12 protein-coding genes are annotated in these 14,562 nt (G+C 51.5%); 4 read left to right on the top strand and 8 right to left on the bottom strand.

The genetic code is table 11. The features are described 5' to 3' along the window. Position 1 precedes the first annotated feature (1 nt). Together rmuC and FRIGORI9N_RS10460 are read left to right on the top strand one after the other, a co-directional pair. A complete protein-coding gene (gene rmuC, locus FRIGORI9N_RS10465) occupies positions 2-1,420 on the top strand; it encodes a DNA recombination protein RmuC (RefSeq protein WP_159570512.1) in 1,419 nt (472 codons plus the stop codon). Further along, positions 1,401-2,468, top strand: a complete 1,068-nt coding sequence (locus FRIGORI9N_RS10460) for an asparaginase domain-containing protein (RefSeq protein ID WP_159570509.1) — start codon at positions 1,401-1,403, stop codon at positions 2,466-2,468. The genes rmuC and FRIGORI9N_RS10460 overlap by 20 nt, the downstream gene beginning before the upstream one ends. An 11-nt stretch (positions 2,469-2,479) precedes the next feature. Here the strand turns inward: FRIGORI9N_RS10460 and FRIGORI9N_RS10455 are convergent, their stop codons facing one another. From FRIGORI9N_RS10455 to moaA, 8 genes are all read right to left on the bottom strand, one after another. Continuing rightward, entirely contained in the window at positions 2,480-4,477 is a 1,998-nt protein-coding gene (locus FRIGORI9N_RS10455) for a TolC family protein (protein WP_159570506.1), read from the bottom strand. Positions 4,478-4,500: 23 nt separating this feature from the next. After that, positions 4,501-5,640 (bottom strand): Ig-like domain-containing protein, encoded by a 1,140-nt coding sequence (locus FRIGORI9N_RS10450; RefSeq protein WP_159570503.1) that lies wholly within the window; start codon positions 5,638-5,640, stop codon positions 4,501-4,503. 139 nt (positions 5,641-5,779) lie between these two features. Continuing rightward, complete coding sequence (locus tag FRIGORI9N_RS10445; protein WP_159570500.1) at positions 5,780-7,072, bottom strand: HlyD family type I secretion periplasmic adaptor subunit; 1,293 nt, start codon at positions 7,070-7,072, stop codon at positions 5,780-5,782. A 62-nt stretch (positions 7,073-7,134) separates the two neighbouring features. Next, positions 7,135-9,267 (bottom strand): ATP-binding cassette domain-containing protein, encoded by a 2,133-nt coding sequence (locus FRIGORI9N_RS10440; protein ID WP_159570497.1) that lies wholly within the window; start codon positions 9,265-9,267, stop codon positions 7,135-7,137. Between the two features lie 99 nt (positions 9,268-9,366). Next, complete coding sequence (gene glp, locus FRIGORI9N_RS10435; protein ID WP_159570494.1) at positions 9,367-10,611, bottom strand: gephyrin-like molybdotransferase Glp; 1,245 nt, start codon at positions 10,609-10,611, stop codon at positions 9,367-9,369. Positions 10,612-10,626: 15 nt separating this feature from the next. Continuing rightward, a complete protein-coding gene (gene mobA / locus FRIGORI9N_RS10430; RefSeq protein WP_159570491.1) occupies positions 10,627-11,220 on the bottom strand; it encodes a molybdenum cofactor guanylyltransferase MobA in 594 nt (197 codons plus the stop codon). Further along, the gene (locus tag FRIGORI9N_RS10425; RefSeq protein WP_159570488.1) at positions 11,217-12,086 is read right to left on the bottom strand and encodes a formate dehydrogenase accessory sulfurtransferase FdhD; all 870 of its coding nucleotides are present in this window, start codon (positions 12,084-12,086) and stop codon (positions 11,217-11,219) included. The genes mobA and FRIGORI9N_RS10425 overlap by 4 nt, the downstream gene beginning before the upstream one ends. Positions 12,087-12,106: 20 nt before the next feature. Further along, positions 12,107-13,225 carry a GTP 3',8-cyclase MoaA gene (gene moaA, locus FRIGORI9N_RS10420; RefSeq protein ID WP_159570485.1) on the bottom strand — a complete coding sequence of 373 codons (1,119 nt, stop codon included), beginning with the start codon at positions 13,223-13,225 and terminating at the stop codon, positions 12,107-12,109. 120 nt (positions 13,226-13,345) lie between these two features. Between moaA and FRIGORI9N_RS10415 the strand changes: the two genes are divergently transcribed. Both FRIGORI9N_RS10415 and FRIGORI9N_RS10410 read left to right on the top strand, forming a co-directional pair. After that, the gene (locus tag FRIGORI9N_RS10415) at positions 13,346-13,813 is read left to right on the top strand and encodes a DUF3305 domain-containing protein (RefSeq protein WP_159570482.1); all 468 of its coding nucleotides are present in this window, start codon (positions 13,346-13,348) and stop codon (positions 13,811-13,813) included. A 4-nt stretch (positions 13,814-13,817) separates the two neighbouring features. Next, positions 13,818-14,492: a DUF3306 domain-containing protein gene (locus FRIGORI9N_RS10410; RefSeq protein WP_159570479.1), complete on the top strand. Its 675-nt coding sequence runs from the start codon at positions 13,818-13,820 to the stop codon at positions 14,490-14,492. Positions 14,493-14,562: the final 70 nt, after the last annotated feature.

Raw genomic sequence — 14,562 nt, 5'->3', positions numbered from 1 at the left:
CATGGAGGCTTCACTGATATGGGCAGTTCTGGGACTGTTGCTTGTGGTCCTGATCGGTCTTTTCCTGGTGTACCGAAAAATGTCAGCCGACAATTCGGCCGAGCTTGCCCAATTTCAACAACAGGTGTTGAGCAATCTTGATGAGCTCATGGATGCGCAGGCCCAGCAGCGTTTCGTCTCGGAAGAGTTGGGCAAGCAACTGCGTCTTGTTAATCAAGACATGGAAACACGACAGGGAAAACAGGCTGAATTGCTTCAGCAAACTTTTGCCCAAGCGCGCACCGAGAGTCAGCAGGCCGCACATGGTTTGCAGCAAATTATTGTGGGTCAATTCACGCAGGGCAATCAAATTCAATCTGAGAAACTGAACCAGTTTTCTGAAACCCTGCACCGCACCAACACCCTGATTCAAGATCAGCTTACGCAAATTCGTTTGTCGGTTGAACAAAAGCTCAAAGACATTCAAGACGACAATGCCAGCAAGCTGGAATTGATGCGTAAAACGGTGGATGAAAAACTGCACGCCACATTGGAAACCCGCTTGGGTGAATCGTTCAAGCAGGTCAGCGAGCGGCTTGAACAGGTTTACAAAGGTTTGGGTGAAATGCAAACCCTGGCCACTGGGGTGGGCGATTTAAAGCGCGTTTTAACCAATGTGAAAACCCGTGGCACCTGGGGCGAAGTGCAGTTGCAGGCATTGCTTGAGCAAATGCTGACACCGTCGCAGTTCGGTCGCAATATTAAACCTGTACCGGGCAGCAACAACATTGTTGAATTCGCAGTGCGCCTGCCGGGCAAGGAAGATGACCAACCCGTGTGGTTGCCCATCGACTCCAAGTTCCCCAAAGAGCAATACGAACGCCTGCTTGAATGTTTTGACCGGGCAGATGCCGATGGCGTGGCCACCGCATCCAAAGCATTGGACATGGCCATACGCGCCGAAGCCAAAACAATTGCAGAAAAATACCTGGCCCCGCCTTACACCACCGATTTCGGCATTCTGTTTTTGCCCACCGAGGGTTTGTATGCTGAAGTGGTGAAGCGCCCAGGCCTGGTCGATGACCTGCAGCGTTTGCACCGGGTTACGGTGGCCGGCCCCATTACCTTGACCACACTGTTGAATGCATTTCAGCTGGGTTTTAAAACCCTTGCACTCGAAAAGCGTTCGAGCGAGGTGTGGACAGTGCTTAGCGCCGTCAAAACTGAGTTCAGTAAATTTGGCGATATTCTTGCCAAAACGCGCGATACCCTGGAAAAAGCCGCTAAAAATATTGAGGGCGCAGAAGTTCGTTCACGCGCCATGCAACGCAAATTGAAAGGCGTTGATGAGTTGCCCGAGAAAGATGCCCTGAGTGTTTTGGGGTTCAACGACAGCAAGGTGGACCCGCTGGATGATGACGATGCGCCCGCAAACACCTGACACCTTACCCCGCGTGGCATTGGTGGCCACAGGTGGCACCATTGCCGGTGCTTTGACCGAAGGATCGGAAACCTGGGCTTATGAATCAGCCCAACGCAGCGGTGAAAGCCTTGTAGTTGACATGCCCGATTTGTTGCGCCGCGCACAGTGGCATTTTGAGCAACCTTACAGCATTGGTAGTCAAAACCTGCAGCTGTCGCACATGCTGCAACTGCGTTCAGTTCTCTTGCGCTTGCTTCAATCGCCCTTGGTAGACGCGGTCATGGTGACGCATGGCACCGATACCGTGGAAGACATGCTGTACTTCCTCCACCTTACATTGCCCACTTCAGCCTTTAGTAAACCTTTGCTGTTCACCGGCGCCATGTTGCCTGCCGATGCCGAACAAGCCGATGGCCCAGAAAACTTGCGTGGTGCACTGGCTTTTATCGAGCAATGTTTGATGGGTCGCCAGCCAAACAGCGCCATGCCGTTTGGCTTGTTCATGCAGGGCTTGTTTACGCCTGCGGCATGCGTGGAGAAGCAAAGTACAGCGGGTTTCGATGCCTTCGACGGACCTTATTCCGTGGTGCCTGATTCAAATTGTCTGAACAGCCAGGAGGCGTTAAGTTCGCCCTTGGATTCAGGGACGCAAGGTCAGTTTTCAAAACTATTTGATGACGATGCAACCGGGCACCCCCTGTTCGAAGCCATGGAAGTCCCTGTGGTGTACTGCGTGCCTGGAAACGGCGCTTTGCGTCAATTAAATGACCTTTTGAGTCGCAAGCCTGCCTCTGTAATTGTTGCTGCACCAGGCCATGGCAACATTCCTGACGATTGTGTTTCAGTGTTACGCCGTTTGTTGCTCAATGGGGTCAGTGTGGTACGTGCAAGCCGAGTGGCCGAAGGTGGCGTGGAACAGGGTGGCGAATTCAGCGCTTTGGATGGTTTCAGGGAAGGCGGCAATGCGGGCAATGCCGCAGTATTTTCTGAGTCGGGAAGTTTGAGCTTGAGCAAGTGTGCAATGTACGAGCGGCTGCGAGTGTTGGCCCGCAGCCTGATGGCCTAGCGGTTATTGAATTATTCGACCTTGGCCTGCGCCAGATTCAAACCCTTTTTACCTTGGGTTTGCGCGGTGGTAAAAGGCATGTTTTGTTCGCGAATAATTTGCCAAATGCCTTTGTCTTCTTTCCAGGTCAGTACTTTTTTTGAGCGTTCCTGATACGACTTCGCCTGATAATCCTGAACAAAACTGATTTCATATTCATCGGGTTTGTCGAAACTGGGAATGACTTGCAAGTCTGAAATTTCGATGTCGATTCCTTGCGCTTTCGAAATTCGATCACGCCGGTGACTTACCCAAGCTTCGTAGCTTCCTTCTTCAGGTTTGAAGTTGGGTGCATAGAACGCAATGTAGCTGTTCAGGTCTTTGTTTTCCCATGCTTTGGCCCACGCTTTCGTTTTGTCGATCAGGCTTTTTGATACTTCTGCAGGGTCACCAAATGCTGCCACTTGTTGAGTGGGGCCACCGTCGTTGAGCTGAGCCAACTGAATCGGGGGCAGGCTATTGCTGGCATCGACTGACTTCAGCGCCTCGTCGAATCCAATATTGGGCAAATCAAAATCTTCAAGATTAATCAAACTGGCCGGGCAGCCTTCTGCTTCCGCACCACTCTGCGTTTGTTCTTTGTAGAACAAGACATTGCGTTTGGTGGGTTCGTCAGCGTTGACCAGCTCATCAACTGCAAACAGCGTGGTGAGTTGCCCTGTAGCCGCCAGCAGTTTCAGTTTTGAAATGCTTAAGTCCGCTTCAATATTGATCAGGGCGCGTTGCGCCTGATAGTACTCATTTTCCGCGCTCAGCAAATCGAGCAGGCTACGCCGCCCCACGGCGAATTGCTGCTCGTATGCGGCACGTGCTTTGGTAATTGCCGCTGCCTGCTCACGAAAGTAATTCAGTTTTTTTTGCGAACTGACCACGTCGAACAAGGAGGTTTGTGTTGACTGGCGAATGGCGCGGCAAATAATCAGCTTGTCGTCCAGGCTGCGAAGTCGTCGTTTGATCGCGGCGTTTCGGGAGGCGTTGTCGGCACCGCCGCGGTACAGGTTAATTGTTGCCAGCAAGTCAATGGATGAAATTTGTCGCTCATCGAAGGTAGATAGGTAATTGCTGTACACATCTGTTTTCGCGCGCAGGTCAAGGCGTGGGTGAAAGCCCTCGCTGGCTGCTGTCACTTCCTGCTTGGCGGTGATAATTGCCGCGTTAGAGGCTTTCAGCAAGGGGTGGTTGTTCAGGGCGAATACCAGGCGTTCTTTGTTTTCGACTTCAAAGTTAGCGTTAACAACATATTCCCCTGCTTGATTCACAGGCCAAACCGTGTCTGTAATTCGCTGGTAATTTGCCATCGACGAAAATGTGTTCGCTTTCTCGGTCGCCAGGTTGCCCAAGGCCAAGGTGTATCGGCTGCGTGCCTGCTCAAGATCGGATTGGCGGCTAACTCCGCTTTTCACTTTCTCTTCGATGCGGTTCATCAGGTCCTGGTGGTATTTCAGATTGTTTTCTGAAAGTAGAGTAAGGGCCTGAAACCGGGAAACGTCCACATGAGCACTGGACGCTTCAAAGGCCACCTGATTGGCCTTGTTGATGTATCGGTAATAACTTTGCATGGCCCCGGAATGGGCGGCCATGTAGCGGGCCTGAGAGGCAAACCCGTTGTAAAGGTTTTGGCGTGCCTCAATTCCATAGGAATTTGCGTTGTAGGTGCGTGTGTCCGAGTTCTCAATGCTGGTGCGTTCCCGACCTGCCGAACCCCGCGCATCGACCGTGGGCAGCAGGGTGCCAAAGACCACGTTTGCTTCCTCCATTTGTGCCTCAAGTGCATGCACATCGGCGTCCAGTGTGGGGCTGTTTTGCAAACCCTTGATTACGCTTTGTTGCAAGGGGTTGGGCGTTTCTACGGCAGGAGTGGCCTGATTTTCCTGGGACCATGCAGCGGGCACGCTGAAAGTGAGCAGGGCGAGAAACATTGCTGCAGGCAAGGTTCTCAATGTGGTGTTTGGCGTGTGGCTTGTGTTCATGTTGGCTCGTTCGTTAAATTGCATCAGCACACCGCAACTGCGTCTTCGGCGGGTACACAGGATGAAGAGTCAAAGTCACTGGCGCTGAAACTTGAAGCCCATCCTGCTTTGCTTTGGGTGTGTTCGTTGGCTTGTTCCTGGGCATGCTCCAGATAAGCCTGCACTTTTTCTTGAGTGGCTTGTACGACGGCATCGACCGAATATTCTTCGGATGAGTATTCATAGTCGTGCATCTTGGTGTCGCCCGTGTCACCAGCGTTTTCTGTGTAGTCTGTGGGGCAGTCACTGTCACTGACGGGTGTGTCAATTGACTCAACATTCATGTACACATGGGCGGTGTCGGTCAGGCAACCGTCGTCACCAATGGTGTAGCTGATAACGTCTTCACCACAAAATCCCTCGTTGGGCGTGTAGTGCAATTTGCCGTCCCTGATTTCAACTGTTCCGTTTTCTGCACTTGCTTCGGTGATTTTCAATTCGCCACAGCCCAGGTCGTTGTCGAGCACGTCGACAATGACTGGGCAATCTACCTTGGTACTCGCACAGTCATTCACCGCATCTACTTCGGGGCAATCTGGATCGGTCTTGCATTCTTCCTGCTCATCTACCGGGGGGCAGGTGGGCGGTGCGGGGCATTCGCAGTCTTCCTCTTCGTCGACGGGTGGGTCTACGGGCGGCGGTTCTTCATTTTCATCCACGGGTGTTGGGGGTGGCATGTCTTTGCATTCCACACTGGCAGGACCTTCTTTTTCAACCACGCGGACCGTGTCGGTACCGTTCTCGCCCACTTCGCCATCCATGCTGGGTAGTGGGTCCTGGCTGACGCGTTCCACAACATAGCCTTCGCTCAATTTCGGAAGGTCTTCGGGGACGTCGTTGTCTTGGGCTTCTACGGTAATGTATTTGCGAACAACATCTTTGTCAGGTGGGGTACCCGCATCGAAAGGCACAATTTCACCGGTTTTCGGTTTGATCAGCCATTCGGTTGGTCCTTCCAGGGGGCGAACCATTTCAGGGGCGGTAATCTGTCCATCGGTAAATGGCCCCAGTTGTACAACCACCTCGGTTTGCGGCTTGCGTTTCAGGGCAGGGCGCGGTTTTCTGGCCAGTCCCAGTGTACTTGGGTCGCATTCTTGGGCATTCACAACGGGCTTCTCGCTCATACGGGTCCTCGGATTCGATGTCATTGATAAGTGATCGAGTCGCGAGTTTGGTTCCAAATCCAGTGTGTGCCAAACAGGTGATTGGGTCAGGATGAGCGGGAGTTAACTCTATGGAGTTATTTGTAAGGGTGGCTTTGCTTCACTGTTCAGTGAAGGCTTGGATCGAACCCCGTAAAACCGGCTTGGTGAGGTAGGACAACACCGTTCGGTCTTCGGTCTCAATGCTCACATTGGCAACCATGCCAGGCATTAAACGGATTTTTTCGTGCACCTGCTGGCGTTGCACCGTGACTTTTACACTGAAGTAAGGTCGGCCAAATTCGTCAAGTAAACTGTCTGCGGAAATACTCTCCACCGTCCCTTCAAGTGCGCCGTAAATGGCATAGTCATAGGCCGTTACACGAATATTGGCATGTTGTTCGGGGCGAATAAATGCAATGTCTTTCGGATTAATTCGAGTCTCGAAAACCAATTGTTCATCAATCGGTACAATTTCGATCACTTCCTTTCCTGCAGGTACAACGGCCCCGCGGGTATTGTACAAAATGCGCTGTACAAGTCCGTCTACCGGGGTTTTCAATGTGGCCTGGTTTACCCGGTCGGAAAGTTCGATCTGGTTTTGCTCCAGACTGGCCAGTCGCGCTTTGACCTCGGACAGTTCAGTGCGCGCTTCATTGATTTGTTTCAAGCGAATTTCTTCAATTTTTTGGCGAGCTTCACGAATCGCGGAATGAAGCCGATTGGTCTGGGCATTGGCGCCTTCAAAGTCGCCTTTGGCTTTGGCCACATCGCGTTCAAGACGAAGCACTTCGATTGGTGACACCGCGCCACTTTTTAGAAGAGGCCGCATGCTGCCCAATTCTTGTTCGGATATTTCCAGATTGCGTTTGGCCGCAGTGGCATTACTTTGAGCTTCATCAAGCTCGCGTTGCCGTTGATCAAGTTGCTGCTCATAAATTTGTGTCTGCGCAGCCCACTCTTGCAATTTGGTTTGCAGCAGCTTGGATTCTTGCATGTATAAATCGGGAAATTGTTGAACCAAAGCCGCAGGCAGATTCAGTGCGGTTTTGTTAAGTTGGGCCATTAACCTGGCTTCCCGAAATTGAAACGAGGCATCGATCGCCTCCTTTTCCTTCAGGCTTGATGAAAAGCGGGTGATGTCGATTTGCACCAGTTTGTCACCGGCTTTCACCAATTGGCCTTCGCGTACGAACACTTGGTTGATCACCCCGCCGTCCACGGTTTGAATCACTTGCAAGCGCTGCGAAGGCACTACCCGTGCTTCGCCATGCGCGGCCTGGGGCACTGTTGCAATCGCAGACCAAGCAAGCAAGGCCAGCAAGGTGAGCGCACAGCAGTGCACCAGTCGCCTGGTGATCACTTGTTGTTGTTGCCACAGCCGTGATTGTTCAAGCGCGGCTGTAGCAGGCATGTGGTGCGGCTCACTTTTCCCCGCAAACCAATGAATGATCCCCTTTATCGTGTTTTGAATACTCATTGTTTAATCTGCCTTTCTTGTTTGCGCTGCGTGGCAAGTGCGTTGGCGGCGTGCAGTACTTCAGGTTTTCCCCCTTGTGTGTGTATTTGCCCGTTGTGCATTAGAACCAAGCTGTTTGCGCAAGAAAGTAGCCCCAGTTTGTGCGTGGTAAACACCAGAATAGTTTGTTCCGGTAGTTGTTGCAGGTGTTGTATTAGCTGGTTTTCCATGTGTTGATCCAGGCACACGGTGGGTTCGTCGAGAAGCACCAATTGCGGTTGACCAGCCAGTGCCCTGCACAGCGACACGGCCTGTTTTTGCCCAGAGGACAAATTGTTGCCTTGGCTTTCAATCACCATGTGAATTCCGTCGGGGTGCTGGTCTACCCATTCTTTCAGGCCCAGTTGCCGTAAAACTTTCCAGCAGTCTGCGGTGCCAATGTTTGGGCGCATGAAGCGAATGTTGTCGAGCAAACTACCCTTGATCAACACCGGAGGTTGGCTGGCATAGCCCACTTTGGATTGAAATTCACTGGCGTGAATATGGTCGACAGACAGTTTGTTGACCGCCAGTTGACCCAGGTCGCATTTCAGCTGTTGTGCCAGTAGTTTCAGCAGGGAGGTTTTTCCTGAACCTGTGGTGCCAATAATTCCGAGTCGCTCACCAGCGTGTAGGTTCAAGTTCACGGCGCGAAGTATGAAGTCAAAGGGTTGTGCTGTAGTGTTGTTGCGCCCAGGCTTGAGCACACTGGCTGATTCAAGCGCAATGTGATCCACGCGTTCAAGCGCGTTACGTTGTGTTTTTGATTGATTTTGCTGGCCTAAAAACTGGTCAAGTTCTTCGAAACTGGATTGGGCTGAATGCGTTTGCACCAAGTGCGCTTGCAGTTTTTGAATGGGGGCAAAGCAGCGCATGGTCAACATCGACACTGCGATCAATCCACCCACTGTGAGTTGTTTCTCAACAATGAAGTAAACCCCTAGCGAAATTGTAAGCACCCAACTGCTTTGCTGTAGCAGGTGTATGCGTTGGTTGACTGAAAAGAGCTGATCGCGCACAGCATTGCCGCTTAATCGCGACTTAAGTTGTAGTTTGTTGAGCAATTGGCTGTGAGCCTGTTGCACGCCATGGGCTTGAATGTTGTCCAGGCAGGCCAGTGAATCCAGCCATTGACTTTGAGTTTCGCGGCTTTGCCGCATCTGGATTTGCCCTAGCCGGGAAATTGTTCTGTGCGAGGTTGCTATGAATAACAGTGTTAATCCAATAACGCCACCAGCGATCAATAAAAACGCTGGGTGAATCAGCGCGATTACTGCCAAAAACAGCACCAGAAAAGGCAAGTCAATCAAGGCCAGCAGGAATACACCTGTGATCAATTCTCGCAGTTGTTCAAACGAGCGAAGATGCTGTAGCAGCAAAGTGGGTTCTGTTTTGTTAATGGGTACATTCAGGAGTGCTTTTGACAGGTGTGTGGTGCAGCGGACGTCAATTGATGTCGCGGCAATTTCCATCAGGCGGTGGCGGGCATGCTTTAACGCATGTTCAAACCCCAGGCAGAGGAACACACCCATCAGCAATGCAATCATTGATGCGTAGGCTTGGTTGGGGATGATCCGGTCGTACACCTGAAGCGAAAACAGTGGGCCAGCCAAGGCCAACAAGTTAATTAGCAGTGATGCGTAGATCACTGGCTTGAAGCTTCCGTTCTCGAAATTCAGCGCTTCGCGTAACCATGGGCTGTCGCGAAGTTGTTGCCAAAAGCCGAGCAGGCTTGAGGGTGTGTGGTTGGTGTTGGCGTGGACGCTGTCGGGTTTGATCGAGTCAATTTGAAGCGCCCATTTCAAGGCGGTTTGCTCAGGATGACGTGCAATCAATTCTTCAAGCCGACCGCACTGGCCGTTGTGCAACATGGCCAGGGTGAATGGGCCCAGGTGTTTGATTTCCCCGGGCGACACCTCGTGAAATAGTTGCCGGGAAATATTGCAGGCGGAAAGATAGCCCAACACGTGATTCAGTTCAGCGTCGTCGCCAGACTCAAGCAGCTCGGATTGCAGTGCCCACTGGCTGGGCAGAAACTCCAGCCCTAACTCTTCCAGCACACTGCACAGGGTGTGTTGTAACGGTTTGATGGGGCGGGGGTCTTGGAGCATGTCAGGGGCCTGAATTCAAGAGCGCCCATGGTAGCGCCTGAACTTACCCCTGAAAATCACTCACTTGGTTCACTCCCCCGGGTGGGGTTCATTGGGAACTTAAATCAAGCCTTCAAACGGCAGGGCCAGCACCGAGTCGCCCGCTTTTAAGTCACCTTGATCATGGGCCAGCACCAGCAAGCAATCGGATTCGGACATGCTGCGCAAAATACCGGAACCTTGTGCACCTGTAAGGTGTGCAATTGGAGTGCCTTGAGTCATATCGAGTCGGGCGCGTTGATATTCGGTGCGCCCCGGGCGCTTGCGCACGTTCTGCGCAAGTTTTGCGGTGACTATGGGAATTGGTAAGGTATTTGCGTGAGCCAATTTGAACAAGGCGTCACGAACAAATGCGTAAAAGGTGACCATGACCGCCACCGGGTTGCCAGGTAAACCAAACAGATATGCTGAATCACCTGTGTTTTTGTTGTGCACTTGACCAAAAGCCATGGGGCGACCGGGGCGCATGGCAATTTTCCAGAAATTCACGCTGCCCAGTTTTTCCATCACGTGTTTTGTGTAGTCGGCTTCGCCGACAGAAACACCGCCCGAAGTCACGATAACATCTGCCTGTTCCATGGCTTGAAGCATGGCTTGCTCAAGCGCTTCAGGTGAATCATGCACAACGCCCATATCCAGTAATTCAACGAATCGCAGGCGTGTCAGCATGCCCCACAATGTGTAGCGGTTGCTGTCATACACGCAGCCTTCATCCAGGGGTTGACCCAAAGATCGGAGTTCGTCGCCAGTGGAAAAAAAAGCCACCCGCAGTTTTCTGCGTACGGCAATTTCCGCGATACCCAATGAGGCAATTAAACCCAAGTCTGCTGGGCGCAGCACCTTACCGGCGGGCAGGGCAGGCTTTCCGATGGTCAGGTCTTCACCCGCCAATCTGCGGTTGTCCCCGGCTTTGACGGCACCTGGCGGAAAGCTGATGGTGTCGCCACTGACGGTGGCATTTTCTTGAATCAGCACTGTGTCGCAATTCTCGGGCATTACTGCGCCAGTCATGATGCGCACGCATTCACCCTTGCCGCAATTGCCGTTGAAGGCCTTTCCAGCGTAAGCAGTGCCGACCATTTTCAGATTGGTAATGCCTGCGGCTTGAATACAGTGCCCGCTGAAGGCATAGCCGTCCATCGCGGAATTGTCGTGTGCTGGCACATTGATGGGTGACAGCAAGTCTGTTGCCAACACCTGGTCGAGCGCCTCTCGAATGGCTACGGTGCGTGTCCCGGTAATAGGCTGAAGAAGCGCCAGTATTTTCAGCCTTGCTTCATCGACCGTTTGAAAATCAGTTTCCATGCTTTGTTCTGCTACTCAGGATTTCTGCTCAAGCTCTTTAAGTTCGTCAAGGGTATTGACGTTGTGAAAAGCAGCCTCGTCGTCAAACTCGACTGCTTCATGAGGAATGTTGGCGTACCATGCGTCAATTTTTCGCCCACCCTTGCGTAAAAACTCTTCCATGCTGGGTAGCAACTCGGTGCGCATCATACAAAACACCGGGTGGTGTCGACCCTTGGTCGCGGCCACTGTCAACATCAATCCCACATTCTTTTCAAACGGTGCGCCCAGCTTTTCCACCAGATCCATTGGGAACATTGGCACATCACAAGGTACCGTGACCAAAAAAGGCACAGTGGCATAGCCAAGGGCGGTTTGCATACCTGCCAAAGGCCCTGCGAAATCGGGTTGTTGATCGCAGATGACAGGAATGCCAAACCCTTCGTATACACCGATATTTCTGTTGGCGTTAATGGTCATGCTGCCTACCTGTCCATTCAAACGCATCATTGCATGAAGCGCCAGCGGTGCGTTTTTGAAATTTCGAAGTCCTTTGTCAATGCCACCCATGCGACGGCCCATTCCGCCTGCCAGGATAACGCCAGTGATGTCATCAAGTGAAATACTCATGCGAATTGTGTGTTGGTTAAAGTGTTGAATCGATGCGTGCCACTGTAGAGCAGGTAGTGCTTGCCCTGACAGCGACCCAGCATAGTGATGTTCAGTTTTTGGGCGATTTCATAGCCCATTTGCGTCAGCCCGGATCGAGACACCAACACCGGTATGCCCATTTGGGCGCACTTGATCACCATTTCGGAGGTTAAGCGCCCGGTGGTGTAAAAAATCTTGTCTTCGCCAGTCATGCCGTGCAACCACATTTGACCGGCAATGGCATCCACGGCGTTGTGTCTGCCCACGTCTTCAACAAACAGCAATATCTCTCCGCGATTCTCGCCGCTGTTGGAACAAAGCGCACAACCGTGCACGGCACCTGCCTGTTTGTATATGGATTCGTGTTTCCTCACCTGGTCCATCACACCGTACAGCACGTCTTGCGACAGGTTGTAGGCATTGCTTAAATGTACCTTGTCCAGATCTTCCATCAAGTCGCCAAATACAGTGCCTTGACCGCATCCGGAAGTGGTTGTTTTCTTCTCCAGTTTTTGGGCTTTTTCTGTGGTTTCCCAAATTGTCTGGCCAGTGGTCTTCAGCACGGTAGAAGTAACTGCAACGCTTTCTGTTTCCCAATCCACGTGAATGGCTGAAATTTCCGATGGGTCGGAAACCAGTCGTTGATTGCGCAGCCAACCCAACGCCAAGGCCTCGGGTTGCGCGCCCAGAGTCATGATGGTCAGCAGTTCTTTTTTGTCGAAGTACAGGGTAAGCGGGTGCTCTCCGGAAATTTGAACGGGTACCTGTTCGCCACGTTCGTTGATTGCGGTAATTTCAACGGTGCTGGGAATGCTTGCATGGGTGGTTTGTATGTGTGCTGCCATAACTTGCTTCAATCAATTCCTCAGCCGCCGATGTAAGACATTTCGATTCTGTCTTTTGGCTGCGTGGTGTTTTCAGTTCGAATTTCGCTGTAGCGATCGGCCCGCACAGCCCACAGGTTTCTGATTGCATGATTCAGTTGTTCGCCAATTGCTTCAGGCAATGCGTTTGAACGAATCAGCGGTTTTAAATCATGTCCCTTGCTTGCAAACAGGCAGGTGTAAAGTTTGCCCTCGGTCGACAGGCGAATGCGTGTGCAATCTTTACAGAAGGCCTGGGTTACCGACGAAATAACGCCAATTTCCCCGTTTCCATCGCTGTACTTCCAGCGTTCTGCAACTTCGCCAGTGTAGTTCGCATCCAGCATTTGTAATGGGGATACCTGCTGGGAAATCATGTTCACGATGCGCGCTGAAGGCACCACCTCGTCCATTTTCCAGCCATTGCTGCTGCCTACATCCATGTACTCAATAAAGCGCAGAATGTGCGGTGTGCCCTTGAAGTGTTTGGCCATTGGCAGGACCTGGTCATCGTTCATGCCGCCTTTCACAACCATGTTTACTTTGATCGGCCCCAGGCCAGCCTCGTAAGCAGCCTCAATACCATCCAGTACCTCATTGACTGAAAAGTCGACATCATTCATGGCTTTGAACACGGCATCATCGATCGCATCCAGGCTCACAGTGACGCGGTTCAGTCCCGCCTCTTTCAATATTCTGGACTTTTTTCGAAGCAGGGTGCCATTGGTTGTCAGCGTAATTTCAACAGGCTTGCCGTTGGGTGTTTGCAAGCGGGCCAGCTTCTCGATCAGTATTTCGATGTTTTTGCGCAGCAGCGGTTCACCGCCAGTCAGGCGGATTTTTTCTACACCCAAGGCCACGAATTGACGGGCCACCTGTTCGATTTCCTCGAAGCTGAGCAAATCTTTGTGCGGTAAAAACTGGTAATCCTTGTCGAAGATCGACTTTGGCATGCAGTACACGCAACGGAAATTACAGCGGTCAGTGACAGAAATGCGCAAGTCATGAAGCCTGCGATTGAAATGATCTTTTGCGGGTACTTCAATGCTTGCGGGCGCGCTGAAATTCAATGGAATTACGCGCGAATTGTCCTGGACCAGTTGAATAACTCGGTCTGTCATCGTTCAATCCCTCGCCCCATGGGGCAAACTCCTATTGTGATACTTGTGGTGTATCTTCTAATCTAATAACCATGAATTGTGCCCGTACTGGCGGGCACCGGCAACTCGCAGAGGTGTTTTTTGAGTGCAAATTTTTTGGTGCTGGGTGAACTGGCGATCAAAGTAAAAATCGGAAAAGTAATGCAACAGTCGCCCTGGCAGCCTTTTCGCTGGCAGGTTCTTGACATGTGTCCGGCGGAAGTACCCTTGGAACAAGGTGATGAAGAACTGGTGCAAACCCTTAAAGTTGAGGTGTACCAAGACCAATTGCAAGGCTATTTTTTAAACCTTGATACTGAAGTGCCCTATGTTTTCTTTTGCGTACGTTATCCCGAAGACAACAAGACCTTGAGACCATCGGTTTTTGAAGCAACGTTAAGTTATGACGAAGCGGCGCGCTGGATGGACTCGAATGAGGAAGTCCAAACGCTTCCATTGCCTGGCCCCGTGGCAAGTTGGCTTGCTGAGTTGGTGCAGGCGAGGTATCAACCCGAGCCTAAGCAGCGCCGGCGCCCACAGTCTTTTGTGAAACCTGGGGAGCGTAGTTAAAGCGATGAGTGATAATTTTCTAAGCAGGTGGTCAAAGCGAAAACTGGAGGCCAAAGAGCAGGAAAAACAACTTGAAAACCTCTCGGAGCCAATTCAAGGGGGCAGTGAGCTGAGCATTAAACAGGCCCCTGCTGAGTTGAATCGCGATTCCAGTGACGATTCAGCGGTGGCGGTCTCGAAAGAGCCCCAAGTCGATATTCCTTTGCCCACCGAAGCCGATTTAACAAAAGTGGAGCAGGGCGGTGATATCAAGGCGTTTATGGTGGACAAAGTATCCGCAGAGTTGAAAAACAAGGCCTTCAAAGCTCTGTTTTCCCGCCCGGAATTCAATGTCATGGACGGTTTGGATATTTACATTGATGACTACAGCAAGTTCACTCCGTTGAGTCAGGAGGACATTGGCAAGATGACGTTGTCAAAGCAATTGTTGAGTCGCCCAGACCTTGAATTACCGAAAATAGGTGACATAAAAGAGGGTTTGAATGCCTTGCCTGGGTCGGTTGATGAGTTGCCGGAAGTTCCAACGCCTGTGCTAGACAAACAGGAAAACGAAGCACAGACCGGTGAAGAAAATACACAAACCGAGGGTGACCCGAGGGTAATCCCTAATGAATCGCAAGCCATTGATTCACAAGAACAGTTAACAGAACGATCGTTCGAAAATCTTCCAAAAAAATGATCTTCATTTGGTACATTTTGTCGTATCGATTGTCCATGTCGATACAGACAAAATGCACCACATGCCTTCC

Source organism: Limnobacter sp. 130 (genome assembly GCF_902506325.1).
In the GTDB taxonomy this organism is placed as follows: domain Bacteria; phylum Pseudomonadota; class Gammaproteobacteria; order Burkholderiales; family Burkholderiaceae_B; genus Limnobacter.
The sequence above is the reverse complement of the archived record's forward strand: the minus strand, read 5'-3'. Positions and strand labels throughout refer to the sequence as shown.